The organism is Pseudarthrobacter cremeus, from assembly GCF_051857465.1.
Lineage (GTDB): Bacteria > Actinomycetota > Actinomycetes > Actinomycetales > Micrococcaceae > Arthrobacter.
Window position 1 is genome coordinate 200191 of record NZ_JBPZHC010000008.1, and the last position, 20470, is coordinate 220660.

22 protein-coding genes are annotated in these 20470 nt (G+C 63.8%); 12 read left to right on the forward strand and 10 right to left on the reverse strand.

All coding sequences use genetic code 11. The annotated features are described in order from the left end of the window. Position 1 precedes the first annotated feature (1 nt). The gene (locus ACS5PJ_RS15850; RefSeq protein ID WP_439435825.1) at positions 2–1036 is read right to left on the reverse strand and encodes a DctP family TRAP transporter solute-binding subunit; all 1035 of its coding nucleotides are present in this window, start codon (positions 1034–1036) and stop codon (positions 2–4) included. Between the two features lie 92 nt (positions 1037–1128). Further along, positions 1129–2481, reverse strand: coding sequence for an NAD(P)H-dependent oxidoreductase (locus tag ACS5PJ_RS15855; protein WP_439435826.1), 1353 nt, complete (start codon positions 2479–2481; stop codon positions 1129–1131). 243 nt (positions 2482–2724) lie between these two features. Between ACS5PJ_RS15855 and ACS5PJ_RS15860 the strand changes: the two genes are divergently transcribed. Genes ACS5PJ_RS15860 through ACS5PJ_RS15870 form a run of 3 tightly spaced genes read left to right on the forward strand, consistent with a single transcriptional unit; the run spans position 2725 to position 4594 of the window. Then, on the forward strand, positions 2725–3759 hold the full coding sequence (locus tag ACS5PJ_RS15860; RefSeq protein WP_439435827.1) for a LacI family DNA-binding transcriptional regulator: 1035 nt from the start codon (positions 2725–2727) through the stop codon (positions 3757–3759). A gap of 11 nt (positions 3760–3770) precedes the next feature. Then, complete coding sequence (locus ACS5PJ_RS15865) at positions 3771–4082, forward strand: putative quinol monooxygenase (RefSeq protein ID WP_439435828.1); 312 nt, start codon at positions 3771–3773, stop codon at positions 4080–4082. Further along, positions 4082–4594 carry a gluconokinase gene (locus ACS5PJ_RS15870; RefSeq protein WP_439435829.1) on the forward strand — a complete coding sequence of 171 codons (513 nt, stop codon included), beginning with the start codon at positions 4082–4084 and terminating at the stop codon, positions 4592–4594. The genes ACS5PJ_RS15865 and ACS5PJ_RS15870 overlap by 1 nt, the downstream gene beginning before the upstream one ends. Positions 4595–4994: 400 nt before the next feature. On the opposite strand, the gene ACS5PJ_RS15875 is transcribed toward ACS5PJ_RS15870, so the two are convergent. Both ACS5PJ_RS15875 and ACS5PJ_RS15880 read right to left on the reverse strand, forming a co-directional pair. Continuing rightward, a complete protein-coding gene (locus ACS5PJ_RS15875) occupies positions 4995–5774 on the reverse strand; it encodes an SDR family oxidoreductase (protein ID WP_439435830.1) in 780 nt (259 codons plus the stop codon). Further along, a complete protein-coding gene (locus ACS5PJ_RS15880; RefSeq protein ID WP_439435831.1) occupies positions 5771–6652 on the reverse strand; it encodes a helix-turn-helix transcriptional regulator in 882 nt (293 codons plus the stop codon). The genes ACS5PJ_RS15875 and ACS5PJ_RS15880 overlap by 4 nt, the downstream gene beginning before the upstream one ends. A 103-nt stretch (positions 6653–6755) precedes the next feature. Here ACS5PJ_RS15880 and ACS5PJ_RS15885 point away from each other — a divergent pair, with 103 nt between their 5' ends. The 5 genes from ACS5PJ_RS15885 to ACS5PJ_RS15905 all read left to right on the forward strand — a co-directional run bounded on the left by ACS5PJ_RS15885 (position 6756) and on the right by ACS5PJ_RS15905 (position 11519). Further along, positions 6756–8207 (forward strand): MFS transporter, encoded by a 1452-nt coding sequence (locus ACS5PJ_RS15885; protein ID WP_439435832.1) that lies wholly within the window; start codon positions 6756–6758, stop codon positions 8205–8207. A gap of 102 nt (positions 8208–8309) precedes the next feature. Beyond that, positions 8310–9422, forward strand: coding sequence for a zinc-binding dehydrogenase (locus ACS5PJ_RS15890; RefSeq protein ID WP_439435833.1), 1113 nt, complete (start codon positions 8310–8312; stop codon positions 9420–9422). Positions 9423–9451: 29 nt separating this feature from the next. Continuing rightward, entirely contained in the window at positions 9452–10477 is a 1026-nt protein-coding gene (locus ACS5PJ_RS15895; protein WP_439435834.1) for an aldo/keto reductase, read from the forward strand. 299 nt (positions 10478–10776) lie between these two features. Beyond that, positions 10777–11109: a carboxymuconolactone decarboxylase family protein gene (locus ACS5PJ_RS15900; RefSeq protein WP_439435835.1), complete on the forward strand. Its 333-nt coding sequence runs from the start codon at positions 10777–10779 to the stop codon at positions 11107–11109. 8 nt (positions 11110–11117) lie between these two features. After that, a complete protein-coding gene (locus tag ACS5PJ_RS15905) occupies positions 11118–11519 on the forward strand; it encodes a (R)-mandelonitrile lyase (protein ID WP_439435836.1) in 402 nt (133 codons plus the stop codon). A 1688-nt stretch (positions 11520–13207) separates the two neighbouring features. Here ACS5PJ_RS15905 and ACS5PJ_RS15910 read toward each other — a convergent pair. Beyond that, complete coding sequence (locus tag ACS5PJ_RS15910; protein WP_439435837.1) at positions 13208–13552, reverse strand: hypothetical protein; 345 nt, start codon at positions 13550–13552, stop codon at positions 13208–13210. Between the two features lie 1147 nt (positions 13553–14699). On the opposite strand from ACS5PJ_RS15910, the gene ACS5PJ_RS15915 reads away from it, so the two are divergent. Both ACS5PJ_RS15915 and ACS5PJ_RS15920 read left to right on the forward strand, forming a co-directional pair. After that, positions 14700–16067 (forward strand): sensor domain-containing phosphodiesterase, encoded by a 1368-nt coding sequence (locus ACS5PJ_RS15915; protein WP_439435838.1) that lies wholly within the window; start codon positions 14700–14702, stop codon positions 16065–16067. A 218-nt stretch (positions 16068–16285) separates the two neighbouring features. After that, positions 16286–16447 carry a hypothetical protein gene (locus tag ACS5PJ_RS15920; protein ID WP_439435839.1) on the forward strand — a complete coding sequence of 54 codons (162 nt, stop codon included), beginning with the start codon at positions 16286–16288 and terminating at the stop codon, positions 16445–16447. A 2-nt stretch (positions 16448–16449) separates the two neighbouring features. Here the strand turns inward: ACS5PJ_RS15920 and ACS5PJ_RS15925 are convergent, their stop codons facing one another. Together ACS5PJ_RS15925 and ACS5PJ_RS15930 are read right to left on the reverse strand one after the other, a co-directional pair. Beyond that, the gene (locus ACS5PJ_RS15925) at positions 16450–17361 is read right to left on the reverse strand and encodes a leucine-rich repeat domain-containing protein (protein ID WP_439435840.1); all 912 of its coding nucleotides are present in this window, start codon (positions 17359–17361) and stop codon (positions 16450–16452) included. A 618-nt stretch (positions 17362–17979) separates the two neighbouring features. Beyond that, positions 17980–18285, reverse strand: a complete 306-nt coding sequence (locus ACS5PJ_RS15930; RefSeq protein ID WP_439435841.1) for a hypothetical protein — start codon at positions 18283–18285, stop codon at positions 17980–17982. A 208-nt stretch (positions 18286–18493) separates the two neighbouring features. On the opposite strand from ACS5PJ_RS15930, the gene ACS5PJ_RS15935 reads away from it, so the two are divergent. Together ACS5PJ_RS15935 and ACS5PJ_RS15940 are read left to right on the forward strand one after the other, a co-directional pair. Further along, the gene (locus ACS5PJ_RS15935; protein ID WP_439435842.1) at positions 18494–18667 is read left to right on the forward strand and encodes a CsbD family protein; all 174 of its coding nucleotides are present in this window, start codon (positions 18494–18496) and stop codon (positions 18665–18667) included. A 105-nt stretch (positions 18668–18772) separates the two neighbouring features. Further along, positions 18773–18940 carry a hypothetical protein gene (locus ACS5PJ_RS15940; protein WP_439435843.1) on the forward strand — a complete coding sequence of 56 codons (168 nt, stop codon included), beginning with the start codon at positions 18773–18775 and terminating at the stop codon, positions 18938–18940. 51 nt (positions 18941–18991) lie between these two features. On the opposite strand, the gene ACS5PJ_RS15945 is transcribed toward ACS5PJ_RS15940, so the two are convergent. From ACS5PJ_RS15945 to ACS5PJ_RS15955, 3 genes are all read right to left on the reverse strand, one after another. Then, positions 18992–19264, reverse strand: a complete 273-nt coding sequence (locus ACS5PJ_RS15945; protein ID WP_439435844.1) for a hypothetical protein — start codon at positions 19262–19264, stop codon at positions 18992–18994. Positions 19265–19380: 116 nt separating this feature from the next. Further along, positions 19381–20250 (reverse strand): hypothetical protein, encoded by an 870-nt coding sequence (locus ACS5PJ_RS15950; protein WP_439435845.1) that lies wholly within the window; start codon positions 20248–20250, stop codon positions 19381–19383. Positions 20251–20295: 45 nt separating this feature from the next. After that, positions 20296–20442 carry a hypothetical protein gene (locus tag ACS5PJ_RS15955; protein WP_439435846.1) on the reverse strand — a complete coding sequence of 49 codons (147 nt, stop codon included), beginning with the start codon at positions 20440–20442 and terminating at the stop codon, positions 20296–20298. Positions 20443–20470 lie beyond the last annotated feature (28 nt).

Here is a 20470-nt window from a genome sequence, read left to right on the forward strand (position 1 = left end):
GCTACTTGCTGGCGGTGAAGGCGATCGCCTTGTCAAAGAACTCTTTGCCGATCAGGGTGGAGAAGGTCGGGTAGAGGCTCTTTGAGGTGGCTTTGAATTCTTCAAGGCCGGAGGCGCTGACCTCGTTGGCCTGCATGCCCTTGGCTTTCAGCTCGTCCAGCTGTTTCTTGGACTGCTCGGCGTCGTAACCGGTTTTGAAGGTCGCGGTCTCTTCCGAGGCTTCCGTGAGGGCCTTCTTCTGGTCCTCGGTGAGGGTGTCCCACTTTTTGGAGGACAGGGCCAGGACCCAGGCGTCGTTGATGTGGTTGGTCAGCGAGACGTACTTCTGGACCTCGGAAAACTTGTTGGTCCATGGTACTTCGATGGGGTTTTCCTGCCCATTGATCGTTCCGGTCTGCAGTCCGGTGAAGACTTCGGAGAAGGCCATCGTGGTCGGGCTCGCGCCGAGCTTGCTGAAGTAGTCGGTCCACAGCGGGTTCCCCGGGACACGGATTTTCAGGCCCTTAAGGTCTGAGGGCTGCGTGATCGGGCGGACGGAGTTGGTGATCTCGCGGCCGGTCCTGGTCAGGAAACTCAGCGCCACCGTGTCCTTGGCGGCGAGTTTGTCCTTGAGCGCCTTGCCAGGCTCTCCGGTGAGGAAGGCTGCCTCCTGGGTGGTGTCCTTGAAGAGGTAAGGGATGCTGATGGCGTTCATTTCCGGCACGACTGACGCGTAGACCGAGGTTGAGAGGATCAGTGCGTCAAGGGATCCGCCCTGCAGGCGTGTGACTGCGGCGTTCTGGTCTCCGCTGAAGCTCGTACCGTTGGGGACAACGGTGACGGTCACGGATCCATTGGACGTCTTTTTGACCTGGTCAGCGAAATGCTGGGCCGAGACACCGACCGAGGACGTGAGCGGGTCCGGGATCGAGAGCTGGATCTTCGCCGGTGGAGCTCCCGCCGCGCCGGGGGCGGCGGAGGAGGCGCATCCGGCGAGGACTGAAGCTGCGAGCGTGCAGGCCAGCACTCCGGTGAGGGCGCGGGTGGTGGATTTCATGTGATGCCTTTCTTCGTTGGAAGGAGTCTGTTTCCGGAGGAGTGAACGACGTCAGCCGACGTTCGTTGCCGCTCCCGGTTTCGTGCGGGGTTTCAGGCGGTGAGAGCGGATTCCGTGACGAGGGCTTCGGTCTCCCGGCGCAGTTCCAGTGCCTGGGCGAGGGAGTCATCGATAATGACGTCATCCCAGCCGACAATGGCGCCCTTGGCGATGTCATTGCGAAGTTCCACGTGGTGGGCGAGAGCAACCGGCAACGCGCCGGTGCTGACGGAGTGCCTGGCCGAAACGAGCTTGCCCCAGACGGTGAACCCGCCTTCGCCGTCGAGGAACTCGCCTGCCTTGAGGTCCTTCTTCGCCGTCGCCACAACATCGCCGAAGAACCCGACGGGTGACCCGGTGGAAATGCCGCGGAGGGCGGCGTTGGCAATGGAAACGTTGAGTTCGAGGCCGACGTAGTGGTACGGGCGGTAGAGGGCTGCATACTGGCCGGTCGGGTCCGGGTGCCAGGGGTATTCGTTGAAGCAGCCGGAGACGTAGTCGTTCGTTGCCTTGACGACGACGAAAACACCTTCCTGGGTGTTGTGAGGAATCCAGGTCCCATCGCGGTTGACGCTGGACATAACGTCCACGCTGCCTTCGTGGGCCAGTGCCCCGCCGACGTCGGCGGGACGGCAGATCGTGGCGATTTCCTCGACATCCCCTGGGGTGAAGCTCAACCCCGTGTCAGAAGGCACCAGGGCAGCACCGTTTGCGACTGCAGCCATCTCAATGGCGGCCTTGGTGCCGTCGCGGAAGGAGGTGTGCATGTTCGGGTTCAACTGCCCGGAGTCGGTGAGCTCCTTGGAGAACTCCCAGTTTTCCCAGACGTTGTCAGGGTTCATCTCGTGGTAGTGCTCAAGGTACTTCGCGCCCTTGCCGGCGCAGACAACGTCGAATCCGCTGGTCCGGGCCCAGTCCACGAGTTCCATGATCAGGGCCGGCTGATCGCCGTAAGCCATCGAGTAGACGACGCCCGCGGCTTCGGCGCGACGGGCCAGCGCGGGCCCCGCCAGTGCGTCTGCTTCGACCGTGACCATGATGATGTGCTTCCTGGTTTCGATGGCGCGGAGGGCGTGCTTGACGCCGACGATCGGGTTGCCCGTCGCCTCGACAATGACATCGATATCGACATCAAAAAGCTCATCGGCATTTGCAACGATCGTCGTGGAGCGGTCCCTCAGGGCGGTGGCGATGTCCGGCGCGATCTGGCTCTTGGGCCAGCCAACCAGTTCAAAGGCCCCTTCGGCCCGCTTGACGTTGATGTCGGCGATGGCGACCACGTGGATGCCGGGGATGTTGTTCGCCTGCGCCAGATACATCGTGCCGTAACGGCCGGCTCCGATGAGACCGACCCGCACGGGGCGGCCCTGCTGCTCACGGTCGCTGAGAAGTTTGTGGAGGTTCATGGGGATCTCTCTGATTGACGTTTAGCGTCGGAAGGACCCTCCACCGGGATGGCGGAGCAACTTCTTCGTCGCTGACTGGAATTCAAGGACCGGAGTGGAACCGGTTCCACTTTTGTACCAGTCGGTGTTAGGCTGTGTCAACAGTCACACGACACAAAGGTTTCCTGGCACCGGAGCCGCCGCGGGGATGAGATGCTCGCGGTGGATCCGTTTGCCGGCAGAGGACCTCAACGAGGAGGAGCAGTGAAGAAAGCGCCAACTATCCGCGATGTCGCGGCGGCGGCGGGCGTTTCGGTCTCCGTGGTCTCCCGCGTATTGAATCCGGAATCAGGCCCCGTAGCGCCGGCCAAACGGGAATCGGTGCTAAAAGTCATCGACGAGCTGGGATACCGCCCCCGCGCCGCTGCCCGCGAACTGAGCGTCGGCCACACGCCCACTGTCGGGCTGGTCGTGGCAGACCTGACCAACCCCTTCTTCGCACAGCTTGCTGACCGGGTCGTCTGGGAAGCCCGCAGCCACGGCGTGCAGGTCGTGGTCATGACTACCCAGGAAGACCCGCACCTGGAAGCGGACTCCCTGGACACGCTCCTTGACCGCTCCGTCGGAGGAGTAATCGCCACGCCCACCGGAGCAAACATAGAAAAGTGGGCTCGCCTCCAGTCTCTTGGCGTGAACGTCGTCTTCGTGGACCGCACCATCCCGGAACTCTCAAGTGTCGACGTCGTCAGCATCGAAAATGTGGACTCAGCCCGACGCGCCACCGAGTACCTGCTTGGACTCGGGCACACGCGGATCGGCCTCATCTCAGGTCCTGCCAGCACCTCTACGGGCAGATCAAGGATCCAGGGCTACCAGTCCGCGCACAACAACTTCAAAGTCCAAGTGGACCCGCAACTGGTAAGGGACATCCCGTTCCGGGGAGACGGCGGCGGTGACGCCGTCGGCTCCCTCCTCGCCCTGCCTGAGCGGCCAACAGGCCTCATAGTAGCCAACACCGCGCAGGTCCAAAGCTCTGTCCGCCGCCTCGTCCAAACGGGTACAAGCATTCCCGGCGACCTCTCGGTCATTGTCTTTGACGACAATCCCTGGACGGAACTGACAAGCCCGCCCCTGAGTGTGATCCGGCAACCCATCGGCATGCTTGCCGTGCACTCCCTGGAACTGGTGCTGGGACGCATGCAGGGCAGACTCCCCGACACCCCCCGAAGGATCGAAGTCAACGCAGACTTCGTCCCACGCAGTAGCTGCTCACCACTGTTGCTCTCCCCTACCCGATAAGGAAAACCATCATGACCGTCATCGTCACCGCCGTGTTCACGCCCAAGGACGGCGCGTTCAACCAAGTTGCCGCCGCCCTCTCCCCCGCCATCGCCGAAGTGCACGAGGAGCCCGGATGCGAGCTCTACGCCATCCACGAGGCACCCAACGGGCAGATCATCATGATCGAAAAGTGGGAAACAGCCGAACTGCTCGACGCCCACGGCGCAGGAGAGCCCGTCAAACGCCTCAACACCTCACTCGAAGGCCTTCTGCAGGGGCCCGTTGAGGTCACCCGGCTCGTACCCATCCCCGCCGGAACAGCCCAGCAGGGAACACTCTGATGAAACCCGTACTTGTCGTCATGGGCGTGTGCGGGGCAGGAAAATCCTCCATAGGCGCAGCGCTGGCCCAACAACTAGGTGCCACCTTTGTCGACTCCGACACCCTGCACCCCCACGCCAACGTCACGAAGATGGCCGCCGGCACCCCGCTCACAGACGAGGACCGGTGGCCCTGGCTCGAACTCGTCGGCTCCCAACTCGCCTCAGACCATCCCGATGGAATCGTTGTGGCTTGCTCGGCTCTGAAACGCGCCTACCGGGACGCGATCAGAGCCCAAGCACCCTCGGCGGTGTTCGTTCAGCTCGACGTCGCGCTGCCCCTCCTGCAAAGCCGCGTGGCGCAGCGGCCCGGGCACTTCATGCCCCCGTCGCTCCTGAGCTCGCAACTGGAGACATTGGAGCCCCTTCAGGCAGACGAAACGGGACTGACCGTTTCAACCGGCGAAGGAATCGAGGCAACTGCGAACGAAATCATCTCCCTACTCAAGGGCCACCTGCTCGTTCGCAGCTAGTCCATGCGGAATACGCCAAGTGACAAAACTTCCAGACTCGCTGGAAGTGTGGGCGGCCTTCCCGTGCCCCATCGACGACCGTGTCGTCACCCGCCTGTAGCCCCCTGGGCGGATTGCGGGAACAACGGCATCGCCGCGGCTCGTCGCGGGGATGTTGACTGTCGTCCCAGTGGCAAGTTCCCCGTGCAGTCAAAAGCGCGGAGCGGATATCGCGTGCTGTGGAGGACGGTTCGCACACCCTTAGTCTCGGCGGCTTTGCTCGCACGTCGTAGCGGCAGATGCCCCTGCCGTCGACGTGCGCCTGGCCGCGCCCATGCGAGGGTGCCACGCTTGTGCGATGGCCTTGCCCATCGACCCGGTCCCGATGACAACTATGACGTCGCCCATGGTGAGCTAGCTCCTATGTGTGGTTGGCGGCCGAGATGGCGGCGAGGTCCTGCCTGAACTTTTCGGGTTCGTTCGTGACGGGGAGGTGGACGGTATCTTCGGCGCCGTCGAGGGATCCGCTGGGGTCCGGTGTCAGTGAGTCGAAGTCTGTGGTGAGGTCTTCCTGTTCGGGTCCGTGGTCGGCGATGAGTTCGAGGGTTTTGTGGTTGGCGGCGTCGGTGTGCAGGCTGTCGATGAGGACGCGGGCGATCTGGTCGCGGGCGATGACGCCGTCGGCCGGTGTTCCTGCTTGCCGCTTGTCGCCCTGAAGCACGGTGATCTTGCGCTGGTCGGGTTGGTTGTAGTCGAACCAGCCGGGCCGGACGATCGTGTAGGGGTTGCCGCTGGCCCGGATGAGCCGCTCGCTGCGCAGCTTCCATTGGGCGTAGGCGACGCCGGGCCGGGTGGTGCCGATGGCGGTCATCAGGGCAATGCGTACCCGACGGCCGCCCAGTGCGCGGAGGACGTTCGCCACCCCGGTGTAGTCGTTGTCCCGTACGTCGCGCTCATTGGTGGTTGATCCGTGGGTGAACACGACAGCATCGAATCCCTCGACAGCAGCGTCGAGGGTTTCGGGCCTGGTCAGGTCACCGATGACGATGTCAACGCCGTCGGGAAGGTCGCGGGCCGCGCGTGCCCTGTCCCGCACGAGCGCCCGTACCGCGTAGCCCTGTTTCAGCGCCTCGGCCACGGCGTGCCGGCCGATGCTTCCGGTGGCACCGATGATCAGGACAGTGGTGGGGCGGTCGGTCATTTTATCTCCTTGACGGGGATTTCTTCTGTGGTGTGCTGGGTGGCAGCCCAACTGGCCAGGACTTTCAGCGCGTCCTCTGAGGGTGTCGCGGGATCTGCTGTGTACACGTTGATGCGCAGTCCCGGATCCGCGGCCAGCTCCAGGGCCTCGAAGCTCAGGTCCAGGTCACCCACGATCGGGTGGTGCAGCCTTTTGCGGCCGGTGCGGTGGTACTTCACGTCATGACGGGCCCACCTGGTGCGGAACTCCTCGCTGCGGGTGGAAAGTTCACCGATCAGGTCTGTGAGGTCCTTGTCATAAGGGTTTTTCCCGGCCGCGGAGCGCAGGACGGCCACCATGTCGTCCGCCGCGCGTTCCCAATCGGCGAAGAACTGCCGCGCTTTCGGGTTCAGGAACGTGAAGCGTGCGCTGTTCGGCGGGGTGGTTTGTTCTGCCATCAGGTCCAGGTACAAGGCCCGGCCCAACTCGTTGGCGGCCAGGACGTCGCCGCGGTCGTTGCGGACCCACGCGGGCGCCGTCGTGATCGCATCGATGACGCGCTGCACGCTGGGCCGCACCGTCAGCGGGCTGCGCTTGCGGCGCACCCGCGGGGAAGCCGTGGCGGCACGGGCGAGGTCAAAGAGATGGGCTGTTTCGGCGTCGTCGAGCTTGAGGGCGCGCCCGAGGGCTTCCAGGACACTGTCTGAGGCGCCGGAAAGGTTTCCGCGCTCGAGGCGTATGTAGTAATCGATGCTCATCCCGGCGAGCATCGCGACCTCCTCCCGGCGCAGCCCGGCAACACGCCGGTTACCGCCGTAGGCGGGCAGCCCGGCCTCCTCGGGCGTGATCTTTGCGCGGCGGGAGGTCAGGAATCTCCGCACGTCATCACTGTGTGTCATGGCACCCACGCTACGCCGCCGCCCCCGGAACGAGGGAGGCACTGGCGTTACCCGGAAGAGCAGTGACTCCCGGCCCGCAAGGAATCACGATTGCATTGAAAGCATGAAACCTGCACCCGCAACAGCTGCCCACCCGGCGGCGATCCTGGCGATCATCCTTGCCAGCTACTTCATGATCCTGCTGGACAACTCGGTAATCTTCACCGCCCTGCCCAGCCTGCAGGCCGATCTGCAGCTGAGCAAGGGCGAGCTCTCGTGGGTCCAGGACGCCTACGTCCTGGTCTTCGGCGGGCTGCTGCTCCTCGGAGCACGCGCCGGGGACCTGCTGGGCCGGCGGCGGGTGTTCGTGTTCGGGCTGGTGGTGTTCTCGCTCGCGTCGCTGCTGATCGGTCTGGCTCCCTCCGCGGGGTGGGCCATCGCCGGCCGCGCCGTCCAGGGCATCGGCGCGGCTGTGGTGGCACCGGCATCCCTGTCCCTGCTCACGGCGAGCTTCCCCGAAGGGCGTGAGCGCACCCGCGCCGTGGCGCTGTACGGTGCCACGGCAGGGATCGGCGCCAGCCTGGGCCTGGTGATCGGCGGCGCACTGGCGCACTGGATCTCCTGGCGGGCCGGGTTTTTCGTCAATGTCCCCATCGGCGCAGCCATGATCATCCTCGCCCCGAAGTTCCTCCCCGAAACCGGCCGGGCCAACGGCCGGTTCGACGTCGCCGGAGCACTCACCGCCACCCTCGGCGCCGGCGCCCTGGTGTTTGGCATCATCAACACCGCCGAGGCCGGCTGGGATTCGCCGCTGACCATCACTACCGTTAGTGCCGGCGTCGCGCTCCTCATCGCTTTCGTGATAATCGAGCGAAAGGCCGCCCAGCCGATCATGCCGCTGCGGCTCTTCGCGAGCCGCCGCCGCACCGGCGCTTACGTCGCCCGCTTCCTGTACCTGGGTGCGATGATCGGATTCTTCTTCTTCACCACCCAGTTCCTGCAGGAAGTCCTCGGCTTCGACCCGCTCCAGGCAGGCATCGGGTTCCTGCCCATGACGGCTGTCAACTTTGCCGTCGCCCTGGCCAACCCACGGCTCGCACGGCGGATGCCTGGCTCCGTTCTGCTCCTGGCCGGGATCCTGCTCACGCTGGCCGGGATGTTCTGGCTCAGCCTCGCCGGAACGAATTCCTCTTACCTGACCGGCGTGGCCCTGCCCATGGTCCTCATCGGTGCCGGCCAGGGCCTGGCGTTCGCGCCGCTGACGTCGTTCGGGATCGTCGGTGCACCCGCCGCTGACGCCGGCGCCGCCTCCGGCGTGCTGAATACCTTCCACCAGATCGGCACCTGCCTGGGACTCGCCGTCGCGGTGGCCGCCGCCGCGACAGCACCCACAGCCGGAACCGCCGCAGCTGACCTGGCCGGCCAGGTCGGCGCCGCCCTCACCACGGGCAGTGTCCTGCTGCTCCTCGCCCTGGTCATTGCAGCGGCCCTCATCCTGCCTGCAGACCTGGCTGCCCGCCGCGTACCGGCGCCCCGGCTGCCCGCGCCGGTACCGGAAGCCGAGCCTGCCCGCTGACCCACCTGCCCCCACGTGATGGGGGTACTGACATGCACTCCCTGGCGGGCCGCGACCGGTGTTGACTGGAAACCGGCCCACAACTTAGTAAGGACTTCCACCATGCGAGCAACACTGATGTACGGCGCCGGAGACGTGCGCGTCGAAAACGTCCCCAACCCCACCATCCAGGAGCCCACCGATGCGATCGTGCGTATCGTCGCCGGCTGTATTTGCGGGAGCGACCTGTGGCCCTACGCCTCCAGGCCTGAGTCCGCTGAAGGCTCCCGCATGGGCCACGAGTTCGTCGGCATCGTCGAGGAACTCGGCTCTGAGGTGACCGGCCTGAGCGTTGGTGACTTTGTCATTGCACCATTCGTAGCCTCCGACGGCACCTGCGACTTCTGCAAGGAAGGCCTGCAGACATCCTGCCGCCACGGCGCCCACTGGGGCGGGCACGACGACGGCGGGCAGGGTGAATTCGCCCGCGTCCCGCAGGCGGCGGGAACCCTTGTCGTGGTTCCGGCCGGCTTCGATGAGGACCTCATCCCGTCACTGCTGAGCCTTTCCGATGTCATGTCGACCGGCTACCACGCGGCCAAGAAGGCAGGCATCCAGCCCGGCGAGACGGTCACCGTCATCGGTGACGGCGCCGTCGGGCTCTCCGCCGTTCTCTCCGCAAGGCTGCTGGGGGCTTCGCGCATCATCCTCATGGGCCGCCACGAGGCCCGCACCGAGCTCGGCCGCGAATTCGGCGCCACCGACGTCGTCGCCGAACGCGGCGAGGAAGGCATCGCCAAGGTCAAGGAACTCACGAACGGTGACGGAACGCACGTCGTGCTCGAAGCCGTGGGCCTCAAACCGGCGATCGAGATGGCCATCGGCGTCGTCCGCGACGGCGGTGTCATCAGCCGCGTCGGTGCCCCGCAGTTCTCCGAAGTTCCGCTCGGATTCCCCGAGTTCATGCGCAACATCACCCTCACCGGCGGGGTCGCACCAGCCAGGGCCTATATCGAGGAACTGCTGCCCCTCGTGCTCGACGGCACCATCGAACCGGGCAAGGTCTTCGACCGCACCAACCCCGCCCGCATCGCGGAGAACTTCGACATCTTCGATTTCGAACTCACCGACAAGGAACTGGCATCCATCGACTCCCTCGACACCGGCGTGCGGAACGGCCCCGACCCCGACGTCTTCCGTGACCAGTGGCTCGACCGGTCCATCCCCGAAGCCTGAATCCCCCACGACAGAAAGCAAGACCCACCATGGAATACCGCCCACTCGGCCGCACCGGCGTGCAGGTCAGCCCACTCTGCCTCGGCGCGATGATGTTCGGCCCCTGGGGCAATGACGACCGCGCCGATTCCACCCGCATCATCCACCGCGCCCTCGACGCCGGCATCAACTTCATCGACACCGCCGATGTCTACTCCGGCGGGGCCTCGGAGGAGATCGTCGCCGAGGCGCTGGCCGGACGCCGCGACGATGTCTTCCTGGCCACGAAGTTTTTCATGCCCATGAGCGAGGACGCCAACCACCGCGGCGGATCCCGCCGCTGGATCATCCGCGAGGTCGAAAACTCGCTGCGCCGCCTGAACACGGACCACATCGACCTCTACCAGGTCCACCGGCCCAGCCCCGACACGGACGTCGAAGAAACCCTCGGCGCACTCACCGACCTCGTCCGCCAGGGCAAGGTCCGCTACATCGGCTCCTCGTCCTACTCCGGATCCCAGATCGTCGAAGCCCAATGGGCATCGCGGGAACGGCACCTGGAGCGGTTCGTCACCGAGCAGCCGCCCTACTCCATCCTCGTGCGCGGCATCGAAGAGGACATCCTCCCAACAACACAGCGGCACGGCATGGGAACCCTCACCTACAGCCCGCTCAGCGGCGGCTGGCTGTCCGGGCGCTGGCGGAAAGACTCCGCGTCCGCACCCACCTCCAGCGCCCGCCCGAGCGCCCGGTTCGACATGAGCAGCCCGGCCAACCAGCGCAAGCTCGACATCGTCGAAGACCTTGCCCACGTGGCCGAACAGGCCGGACTCAGCCTCATCGAACTGGCGATCGCGTTCGTGATCAACCACCCCGGCGTCACCTCAGCAATCGTCGGACCACGCACCATGGAACAGCTGGAGTCCTACCTGCCGGCGGCCGATATCACGCTGTCAACCGACGTGCTGGACCGCATCGACAAGATCGTCGCACCCGGCGTAACCGTCAACCCTGACGACAACAGCTACGGCGCGCACGAACTCACAGCACAGGCACGGCGAAGGACGCAACCGTGACACCGCTGTCGAGTACGTTCCCACCAAGCGCTAACCCAACTCCTGCAAGCCGGTCCCGACCCGGCTACTGCTACGCAATCGCGCCAGGAAGAAACAACGCTCCGCCCGGCCGTGTTCGAGCGGAAGCGGGAAGTACCGCTTGGACTCCGCTCGCCGGCAGAATCCATGACACTGTCGCCCAGCAAAATGCAGACCAGGCCCGATACCGCAGAACAGCGCCTGACAGGCGTCGAAAACATCGAGTGGCAGATGTCCGAACCACCGACCACGTACAAGTCCAAACCAAAAGAAGGACTATCATGACTGACCAGCCCAAACAGATCGGAAGTGGCCGGAAGATGTTCGGCACCTTCGCTCCGAAGCTTGCCGAGCTCACCGACGACATGCTCTTCGAGGATGTCTGGAACCGCCCCGAACTGAGCGCACGCGATCGCAGCCTCATCACGGTGGCCGTGCTCACCGCCGGCGGGAACACCGAGCAACTGGGCTCACACCTCGGCCGCGCAATCGAAAACGGCGTGACCAGGGAAGAGCTCATCGAAGCTATCACCCATGTAACGCTGTACGCCGGCTGGCCCAAGCGAATGTCCGCGATGGGCGTCGCCAAGCAACTCTTCACGGATAGCAAGTAAGGACGACCATGAACATTGAACCCACCATGCCGACCACAAAGAACCCACCGGAGCAGTTCGCCGGTGATGTATGGCTGGATCCAATCGCACTCCCCCACGAGCCCCACCAGACCATGGTTGTAGCCACCGTCCGCTTCGCTCCCGGCGCGCGGACAGCCTGGCACTCCCATCAGCACGGCCAGTATTTACGCGTCACCCAAGGCGTAGGCCGTTTCGGTACCCGAGACGGGAAAATCATAGAAGTCCACCCGGGCCAGACAATCTACACCCCACCCGGCGAAGAGCACTGGCACGCCGCCGCCCCCGGCTGCTTCATGGAACACATCGCCATGCTCCAAAACGGCGAAGACCCATCCCAGACCACAACTTGGGCCGAGCACATCACAGACGACGACTACAACGGCCGCTAACCGTCCGAAACCGCCCGGTCTGTGACCTCAACCCGCCTGTCAGTCTGGGGCCCACCCCAACCTGATGTCTGGCTTTCATTCGAATGCCGTCAGAGTAGGGTCCAAAAGGCGTTTCTACACTCCCTTGCAAGAGTCGTAGATCCGAACTGACAGACGGTCGCCCGTGTTGGCAGACTGACCGCAAGGCCCGGCACATCGGGTGCTATCGGGGCCGGCTGAGGGGCTGGCTCTTTGCTCGACTCTCCTGGACTCACCGCTGTGCTCCCCTCTCCCGGCCTGCAAGTTACCCGCCCACGCCTCAATAAAGTCGTGCGCTCGTCCACACTTCACTGGAATATTGCATAAATACCTAGCCTGAAACGCCTCTGAGCTGCAACAACACCGGGTGGGTAGGTGGTCCTCAGTCCCGCACACTTTCAGTCCCTGCGGCTCGCTCGCGGGGGGCTGCCGCGGGGTGGATTGCCCGTTCGTCCTGTCTGACGCACGGAGGCGGAGCATGGATGGAAGTCATCAGAAACGGTATGAGCGGCCGAAAAACCCACGATGGCAACTGGCACAGCGTCCATCTAACCGGCCGGAGGCGATTCAGTGTCCGCACGTCATGTCGCACAGAACGTTTGGACGCATGAACTGGATACCACCCGGAGTTCCAGTGAGGGACCGCCATACAGCTGCAACGACACGCCGGTGTACAAAGTGTGGACAATGTCCACACCCCTATGGCCGGACAACCGATCACATTCCCGCGCCTCCTGACCAGATGAAGGTACAGGGCGCGGCGAAAATACTTGGCGAGATCCCGCCCAAGTCATGTCGTCCGCACAACCCCTAGCCATGAATAGGTGATGGCCAAGACCGGCCACCAGAACAAGCCAGAACGGAAGCCGAATACTCCAAGATCCCTGCAGGCGGAGGGCCCACCAGCCAGTACCCTGACCCCGCCACCCACACAACTGCACAGGCAATCGCGGCGCCAGGCACCGATCGCGGCCACAGTCAGAGGGACCCGCGGAGGGTCAATGTCAACACATTAAAAGCAAAACCCCCTCTGACGAGGGGGAATGCGTGCCCGAGGTGGGACTCGAACTGCATCCCAGGCCTTGCGAAACATTGGTAACCCGCGAAAACATGCGGAATCCTGCCCGATCCGACCCATGTACGACCAGTCCGAGACCCAAAGTGTGGACATTGTCCACACACCAATTGCGCCGACTCAAAGCAAAAACCCCACGCTGAGCCCGTGATTCTCAAAAACGAAGGATGTCAAGAACGGCTTGAATCGAAAACCCGGACCCGATCGCCCGTCGAACTCCGCACAGCGTCCTGCCCCGGCAAATTGGGACTGTGAATCGCAGCGGTAAATGGCGATATTTTCGCAGCGATAAAAGGCACGTTGGGTGCCGTTCAGTTGCTGCAGCACGGCGCCCCGCACTGTCAGAAGGTCGGGCGGTCTGCTCCGTCGACTGTCTTGTCATGCCATGGATCCGAGACGCAAACCGCGAAACACCCTGCGCCTCGTATGGCCCTCAATATCTGGCGATTCACGCTGCCTCCAGCGGTGTCTGACCTGCATCTCCTTGGCATCCAAGCCGGATGCTGCCCAAGGGCCCGGTCATTCTGCCCAGGCCCTTGGGCATGCATGGCTGCCTGACGTCAACGCTTTTGGGAGGGATGGTTAGCCCGGTCTCTTAGTTGAGTGGAAGTCCGAAGTGGTAGGTGTAGCCCGTCGTGTTCATGGACTTGAATGGTCCCTCGCATTTTCCCGATACCGCCGAGCAAACCGAGATACCTGGACCGATCAGGATCAACTCTTCAGGCCCGGCCCAGCCGTAGCGCTGCTGGAAACCGCGCCCGATCTTGACTGCTGCTCCGGTCCTCGTCTCGACGATCAGGTCATTGGCCGGGGCGTACCAAAACCGGCCACCAGGGCTGAGGCCGCTGCCGAAAGTCGTCCGGCCTCCATAGGAAGAGTGGACCGATGACAAGACGGTTCCGTCAGCGTTCTCGAAATCGATGCGATCCTCCCTCTCCACCGCCCAAATGTCGCCACTGACACGGCAACGGGCCGGCCGCTCAGTTGAGGAGCTTCGCCGGCGGCCCACCGCCAAACCCACACATCCCCGGTGGCCCCTCCACCGGGCGAGGTTGCGTAGTAGACAGCGGCATCATCGATTGATCCGAAAACTACACTTTTTTCGGCGGGTAGAGACTCTATCGCTGCTTGGGCGAGCAACTCCCCGGTGCTTGGCCGCGCGACGACGATTTCCGCGTTGTATTCGTACCTTTGGACCCAAGAGACAAGGTCATGGCTGGGGTTACCGACTATGTCCCGAATGTCCCGAAACTCACCCCATTGACGGACCGCGCGGGTTTCTTTGGGTTCCAGCCAGCCGAGCTCCCTGCTGCTGTGTTCCCAGTCTGCCCAAACAAGCCGCGACGTCTCGGCATCCACATAGACCACACCAGTGGAAGTCGTTGTGAATGACGCCACGCGAGCCGGTGACCATCTGTTTACCCCGACATATAGGTTTCCCGCATCGGTGTAGAACAGGGCATCAGGGCCCCAGCCTTCGCGTGCGGCAACAGATAATTCAGATTCCGAAGTCGAAGGCACCGCAAAGGCCGAACCGGGAAGCGGTCGCTCCCCATCCGGCTCCTCATAGGTGCAGCCGCCGACCCAAAACGCCACTCCCAGGCTGACAATGAGCGCCGCTACCCGCTGGCGCCCTGATTTACGACACACCCCGCTGCTCACTTCCACACCTTCTGCTCATCTTCGAGGGGTGTCATGGAGCTCATCGATCCACCAAGCCGCTACAGGGTACTGTGAGGCCCCGCAGCCGGTTGGCCCCGCGGGAGGCCCCGAGGTGGGATGCCGTCGCCTCAAGTCTCCTCCAGCACGGAACCCGTGACAATGAAGAGTTGTACGGCGCCAAAATTTGGGGCAGCTTTTCACCGCCCGCGTCTAACTCGCCCGAGAGATCTTGGCGGTAGCCTCCGTCTCGTAACCTAAGTCTGTGAGACTTCCGATGCCCCCTCCCCCGGCGCGCCCTCCGGCCTCAGTAGCCGTAACGGCGACGTTCTTCGGCCAGGTAACGCGGACAGCGCGTTCACCCTGAACCTGTCGATCGGCGCGGTCGACGTAGTAGGCTCGGGCCACCAAGCCTGGGGGGTGCGGAAATGACAGAGAAGCCTGGTTCGCCGCGGGTACGCGATGTTCTCGGAGTCGTCCTGGTGGTTCAGGTGGTGTTCGCTGTAGTGGCGGCCGCCATCGTGATCCTTGATCCGGAGGGCATTCTGGATGAACCAAGGGACCGGTTGCTGGCCAGCCTGCTCGTTCTGGCCCCCATAGCCATGGCCTTCGTCCTGGCCGTGCGCTTCCGGAAGCGCCTCCGGGCAGAGGGCCGCAGCGCGCGCGCCACTGCCCAGCTGATGGACACCGTCCTGGCCACCAGCCAGGAATGGGTGTGGGCGGTCGATGACCAGGGCCGCTTTACGTTTTCGAGCCCGGCCAGTGAGACCCTCCTGGGATGGAGGCCTGATGAGCTGCTCGGCCAGCGGTGCGACTTGGTCATAGACGGACACGACCTGATGCGCGCCAAAGACGATGTTGCCGCGGCCTCCGACGGGTCGGACTGGGCTGGTGTCGTCGTGCGGTGCCGGCACCGGGACGGCCGTTCTGTCTGGATGAACGTCTCGGGCACCGTCCGCCCAGCCACGAAGGACCGGCCCGCCGGCTTTGAAGGGACAAGCCGGATGCTCCCGCCGCTGACAGCCCGTGAGGCGATCGACTCCCTCAACCGGGAGCAACTCCAGCTGATGCTCGACCAGGACATGCTCCTGACTGCCTTCCAGCCCATCCTCAGCCTCGCCACACGAAAACTCCTCGGCGTCGAAGCCCTGACCCGCTTCGTGGACGAAGGCTCCGCCGGCACCGAATTCTGGTTCAAAGAGGCTGCCATCATCGGCCTCATGGGCGAACTCGAATTCGCCGCCCTTGAGAAGGCCCTGGAGACTGCGCAGGATCTCCCGCCGGACATCTATGTGGCGTTGAACCTTTCCCCGGAAACGTGCTTGGACCCGCGCCTTGCCGGGCTTCTTGAGCGTTCCGGTCTGCCGCCGAAAAGGATCGTCCTTGAACTGACGGAACGCCTTGAAGTCTCCGAGTACGGTCCCCTGCTTTCGGCGCTGGCGCCGTTGCGGGCCCAGGGACTGCGGATCGCGGTCGACGACGCCGGGTCCGGGTTCGCGTCCATGCGCCACGTACTCCATGTCCGGCCGGACATCATCAAGCTGGACCGCAGCCTGATCGCCGGGATCGACGATGACGAAGGCCAGCACGCCCTCGGCGCCGCCATGGTGGAGTTCGCCCGCCAGATCGGCGCGACACTGACCGCCGAAGGCATCGAAACCCCTGAGGAGCTCGCCGCCGTGGCCGGGCTCGGCATGACGGCCGGGCAGGGATACCTCATCGGCCGTCCCTCGATCGAACCTAAAGACTGGGCCGTCTGGTCTGAAAGCCTGCGCCTCGGGCCCGACAAGCAGTAGCGTCCCGGATCAGCCTCCGGTGGGCATGGGTAGCCTCCCCTGGTCTCTCAGCCTGGCGCATCCGATTGCTCCTAGACAGGCGTCATGGATACCAGCACGCAGGACGACACCCGCCTCCGGGAAGCAGTGACAGCGTGCCTGAACGACCACGACCCGCTCGGCATCCTTGACCTGGGGGCGCCGGCTGACGAGTACGACTCCGAGATGTGGAGGACGTGGTGCGGCTCCTTGCAGCAGGCACCCCGGTCACCCCCGACGTCGTTGCCGCGGTGTGGCACAAATGGTTCGGCGACAGCCCTGAGGTGCCTGGGCAGCAAACGGCTGAGCTGTGCGCTCTGGCCGTTGACCTCCAGGCCCTTTCTGCCCTCGCTGACCGGTAGGGTCAGCTAACCCGGCCGGACGCTACCCGCTGTTCAATCCGTTCCTCAAGGGACTTCACTGAAGGCTTGTAGTCCCGCCGGCTTTGCAGCCTCAGGTCTGTCAGTTCCGTCAGACCGGTGAGCGGAGACAAGTCACCGTCCATGACGCGCGTGGTTCCATAGGCATAAAGCTCTTTCAGGTTGCCGAGGTTTGCCAGCGGGCCGAAGGAGGCAATGTCACCACAATCACCGATGTCCAGGTATGTCAGTCCGGTCAGGTGCCTGACCGCGTCGAGGCTGGAAATGCCGCGGCACATTTCCAACTCCAGGGTACGCAGGGTCTTGGGTGCAGAGGCGGAGCCGAGGTCAATTAGATCTTCGAGCAGCGGCGCGCCAAAGATGCCGAGCTCCACCAGTGATGCGAACGCATCAACCCCGTTCAGGGACTCCAGCCGGGGGCGGTCTTTCATCCTGATCGTTGTCAGGCTGCGGTTGTAAGCCAGTGGCAGGAGATCCCGAGGGGTGTACGAGCCCGTGTAGAGGTAGTCCAATGACGTGCACGACGGGATTGTGTGTTCAATCTGGGTCCAGTTTTCGCAGGAGAGGTGTCGGAGTCGCGGAAGCCTGGTGAGGTCAAGCGCTGTCTTCTCGGAGGTGGCGAGGCTGAGCTGTTCGAGTGTGCCGGCCAGCCGGTAGATCGGTTCGAGGTCAGTGATGGTCCGGAGCAGGATTGTCAGCCGTCGCACCGGCCAGTCGCGCAGGAAGTCCAGGCTCCGTTCCCGGAAACCGCGGGCATAGTTGAGGATCAGCCCGTCGGCTTCGCCGCGCGCAAGCACGTCCGCTGCCTGCGGCGTCCAGTCCCCCACAACATCCAGGGTCTTGCCATGTTCGTCGTCGTGAATTACGAATGAGTCCGTCTGAGACTTTGAGAACACTTAGCCATCCAACCCCTCCACTAGGCATCTCTCGGAGATCGCTCGCTCATGCCGATCGACCAATGTGGATCTTGAACGGATCTTGGTCAGGGATTCATATGTCGATGGTCGATCCGGCGTTGAGCGCGACGAAGAGCAGGCGTCCTGGAAGTCGGACCGCCGCCAGGGCTCCCCAACCGCTTGACGCTCGGCTTCTTGATTCGGGCGAAGATCAAGCACCTCCGCCACCGACGGGTCGTAATCGATAACGTGTCCGATCCCGACGACACGGTAAGAGCTCGGGTCGTCTGGATGATCGCCACCGCAAAGTGCGCACCATTCACTGTCCGGGCGAGTCACATACAGCACGGGCCGGATCCGATCGAAGACGTGGGTGCACACATACGACTTCGTCTCGTAAGGGAGTTGTGGCTGCGATGTCGGAATCGTCACCGGTATCCATTCCATTCGTCGAGGGTGTGCGCGCCCTTCTGACGGTTGCACGTTGTCCTCGTTCTGGGAAGCCTTGTCGGCGCCGCCCGGGCACCTCAGTGCTTCGTTTTGTCGTCGTCGAAGGTGGCCCGCGGACTGTGTTCAGCCGATCTGCGACCCGCTGTCTAAGGCGTTCATTTCCACTGGTCAGCTGCTCCGGCTGCCCTGCCGCCGCCCCTTGGCGGTGTCTGAGCCGGCCTTCTTCCTGACATCCATCTGGTAGAGGCTGTACGGAATAGCGAGGAGTACGACTGCGATAGTCGCCGAGACCGAGACCAGATCCTTCGGCGAGAAGGGGTCATGACCCTGGAGCAGGTTGAAGACGACCGCGGCGACGAAGGCAAATACGGCTGCACCGGCTACGGCGAGCAGCACCAGCGGACGGCGCAGCCGCGCGCGTACCCAGCGGAAGAAGCTTTGTGCTGCATGACCCCCGCTGTTATTCCTGATCATGCCGTCATGTTATGGGACTACTGGGGCCCAGGGGAAGGACCTGTCGGCCTGCCGGCTTTCCTCTGCTTATCCAAGCGGGGTCGGAGTATTGAAGCGTATGCACGACCTTCCTGGCACCGGTCGCGAGTTGACCCCCCGATGCAAAGCATGCTTACTATGGGGCCCAGGCCGTTACGATCGGCTGCCGAACAACCAAAGGAGAAACACCATGGGACTAGGCGACAAGATTGGGAACGCTGCCGAGAAGGCCGGCGGCAAGGGCAAGGAAGCCGCGGGCAACGCCACAGGCGATGACAGCCTGCGGGCTGAAGGCCAGACCGACCAGGCCAAAGGCGACGTAAAGCAGGCCGGCGAAAAGGTCAAGGACGCCCTCAAGGACTAACGCGTTTTACGAAAAGGGTGCGCTCAGCGAACGGGGCGCACCCTTTCCGCGTCTTGGTGCGGAGTTGCTCCCGTGATTACCGGCCCTCCGTCCTAGGCTTTCGCCATGCACCCCTTAGCGGCGATCGGCCTGGTGCTACTCGCTGCTCTTGCCTGGACGGTCACCGTACTGACCTTGCTGATTGTCCTGGCCAAAGCCCGGCGCAGGCCTCCGGCTACAGTCGGGCCGGCACTCCACGCGAATTCCCAAACGAGCGACGACGAGGCAGCGTAGAGCCCTGGCCGCAGCTCTGCTACAGGGCTGCATATTTAGGAACGCTGGCAGCTACCTGGGCAGAGTGAAGAAGCTCTGGGAATCGGCTGGATGCACCGGAGCCTCGACGCGGACGATCTCCAGTTCGGCTATGTCCACGAGCCGCCGGCGCCCGGTGAGCACGTCCATGATCCAAAACAGCTCGTGATTAGGAGCGATCTCCGTCACCTCACCGCGGTAAACAAGGGTTCCCTTGTAGTAGGCCTTTACGCAGTCACCGGAGATGAGGTCGCCGTTGGAGCGAATGATTGTGCTGCGGGATTCGATCAGGTCGGTGTTGTCCATGCTCCCAGCCTTGCAGCCGAAGGTTACTAAAAGGTAACCGAGGAGAGACGCATGGTGCTCCTGAAGGGCAGCGGCGAACGCACGGTGGCTGGAACGCCGCTGACCACACTGACGGTTCAGTCTCGGACGTTTTCCTTAAGGTAACCGGCTACCCACTGCTCCATTCGGGTGGTGCTCCAAAATGGTGTGGCGACGAGGAGCACTTCACGGTCTTCGCGGATGACGCGGGCGATGCCGTCCTCCAGCTTGAGGGCCTTGATCATGCGGTCCACCACCCGGTTGTGCTCGTTGGCGATGTCCTCCCGCAATGACATCTCAAGCTCCCGCCCGCGGAGCTCGTCATCGCCCAGGTCTTCAACTTCAACGATCGGCTCGTCCTCAGCCATATCGTCGTCGGCCGGGTTCTCGCCCCGGTTCAGTTCCTCGATGAGGCTGCGGGCGTAGTCGGCCATGGTGTCATCCGGGGACTCGCGGAAACCGGTGAGGCTGCCGTGGGCGTGTACCATCGGCAGTCCTGGCAGGAAGTTGTGGTTCTCGCCCGTGCCGCTGACCAGGACGGGATGGTTGTTGAGGTGGTATCGCTTGATACGGTGGCGGGCAATGATCCATTGCGCCGACGGCGCCCGCTCCTGCACCACCGCCCCAAGGTAGGACACGAGCCCGTCCAACAGGAACAGCGATTCCAGGGAAAGGGTCTTCTGCTCCTCGTAGAGGTTCCGCTCCCACGAAGGCCACCCGTCCCGCGGAACGGAACCGGGAGCCGTGGCACCGGGGGCGTCCCCGCGGCTGAGATGGGACAGGATCCAGCGCCAGAGGGGGACCAGACTCTCGACCGTGCCGTCCAGCAGAGAGTCCGAGTCCTGTCCGTCGGCCGCAAGCGACTGCCGCAACCGCTCCAGTGCCGGCTCGCGCTCATTCAGATATTCCTGGAATGCGGTCTCGGCCTGCGCCGTGGTCATGTTGATGTAATTGACGTACTTCGTCATGGCATCCCCCTGTTTTCGGGCACACCCTACCGGAGCGCCGGTCCCTCACCCAGTGATGCGGAAGAAGCTCTTCGGGTCATCGGCGCCCAGCAGGTCGTGGGGGAAGGCGATGGCGTCCACGGGCCGGGTGTCCACGAAAAGGACCGCCACCGCCCGTGAGTGGACCACGGTGTAGCGGGTGAGGTCTTCCACCCAGGAATGGATCCCGGTGAACGCTGCG

Excerpts from the sequence above, each read along its gene's own strand:
- ACS5PJ_RS15850 (WP_439435825.1), bottom strand. The coding sequence starts at position 1,036 with ATGAAATCCACCACCCGCGCCCTCACCGGAGTGCTGGCCTGCACGCTC.
- ACS5PJ_RS15855 (WP_439435826.1), bottom strand. The coding sequence starts at position 2,481 with ATGAACCTCCACAAACTTCTCAGCGACCGTGAGCAGCAGGGCCGCCCC.
- ACS5PJ_RS15865 (WP_439435828.1), top strand. The coding sequence starts at position 3,771 with ATGACCGTCATCGTCACCGCCGTGTTCACGCCCAAGGACGGCGCGTTC.
- ACS5PJ_RS15870 (WP_439435829.1), top strand. The coding sequence starts at position 4,082 with ATGAAACCCGTACTTGTCGTCATGGGCGTGTGCGGGGCAGGAAAATCC.
- ACS5PJ_RS15875 (WP_439435830.1), bottom strand. The coding sequence starts at position 5,774 with ATGACCGACCGCCCCACCACTGTCCTGATCATCGGTGCCACCGGAAGC.
- ACS5PJ_RS15880 (WP_439435831.1), bottom strand. The coding sequence starts at position 6,652 with ATGACACACAGTGATGACGTGCGGAGATTCCTGACCTCCCGCCGCGCA.
- ACS5PJ_RS15885 (WP_439435832.1), top strand. The coding sequence starts at position 6,756 with ATGAAACCTGCACCCGCAACAGCTGCCCACCCGGCGGCGATCCTGGCG.
- ACS5PJ_RS15890 (WP_439435833.1), top strand. The coding sequence starts at position 8,310 with ATGCGAGCAACACTGATGTACGGCGCCGGAGACGTGCGCGTCGAAAAC.
- ACS5PJ_RS15895 (WP_439435834.1), top strand. The coding sequence starts at position 9,452 with ATGGAATACCGCCCACTCGGCCGCACCGGCGTGCAGGTCAGCCCACTC.
- ACS5PJ_RS15900 (WP_439435835.1), top strand. The coding sequence starts at position 10,777 with ATGACTGACCAGCCCAAACAGATCGGAAGTGGCCGGAAGATGTTCGGC.
- ACS5PJ_RS15905 (WP_439435836.1), top strand. The coding sequence starts at position 11,118 with ATGAACATTGAACCCACCATGCCGACCACAAAGAACCCACCGGAGCAG.
- ACS5PJ_RS15915 (WP_439435838.1), top strand. The coding sequence starts at position 14,700 with ATGACAGAGAAGCCTGGTTCGCCGCGGGTACGCGATGTTCTCGGAGTC.
- ACS5PJ_RS15930 (WP_439435841.1), bottom strand. The coding sequence starts at position 18,285 with ATGATCAGGAATAACAGCGGGGGTCATGCAGCACAAAGCTTCTTCCGC.
- ACS5PJ_RS15935 (WP_439435842.1), top strand. The coding sequence starts at position 18,494 with ATGGGACTAGGCGACAAGATTGGGAACGCTGCCGAGAAGGCCGGCGGC.
- ACS5PJ_RS15940 (WP_439435843.1), top strand. The coding sequence starts at position 18,773 with ATGCACCCCTTAGCGGCGATCGGCCTGGTGCTACTCGCTGCTCTTGCC.
- ACS5PJ_RS15945 (WP_439435844.1), bottom strand. The coding sequence starts at position 19,264 with ATGGACAACACCGACCTGATCGAATCCCGCAGCACAATCATTCGCTCC.
- ACS5PJ_RS15950 (WP_439435845.1), bottom strand. The coding sequence starts at position 20,250 with ATGACGAAGTACGTCAATTACATCAACATGACCACGGCGCAGGCCGAG.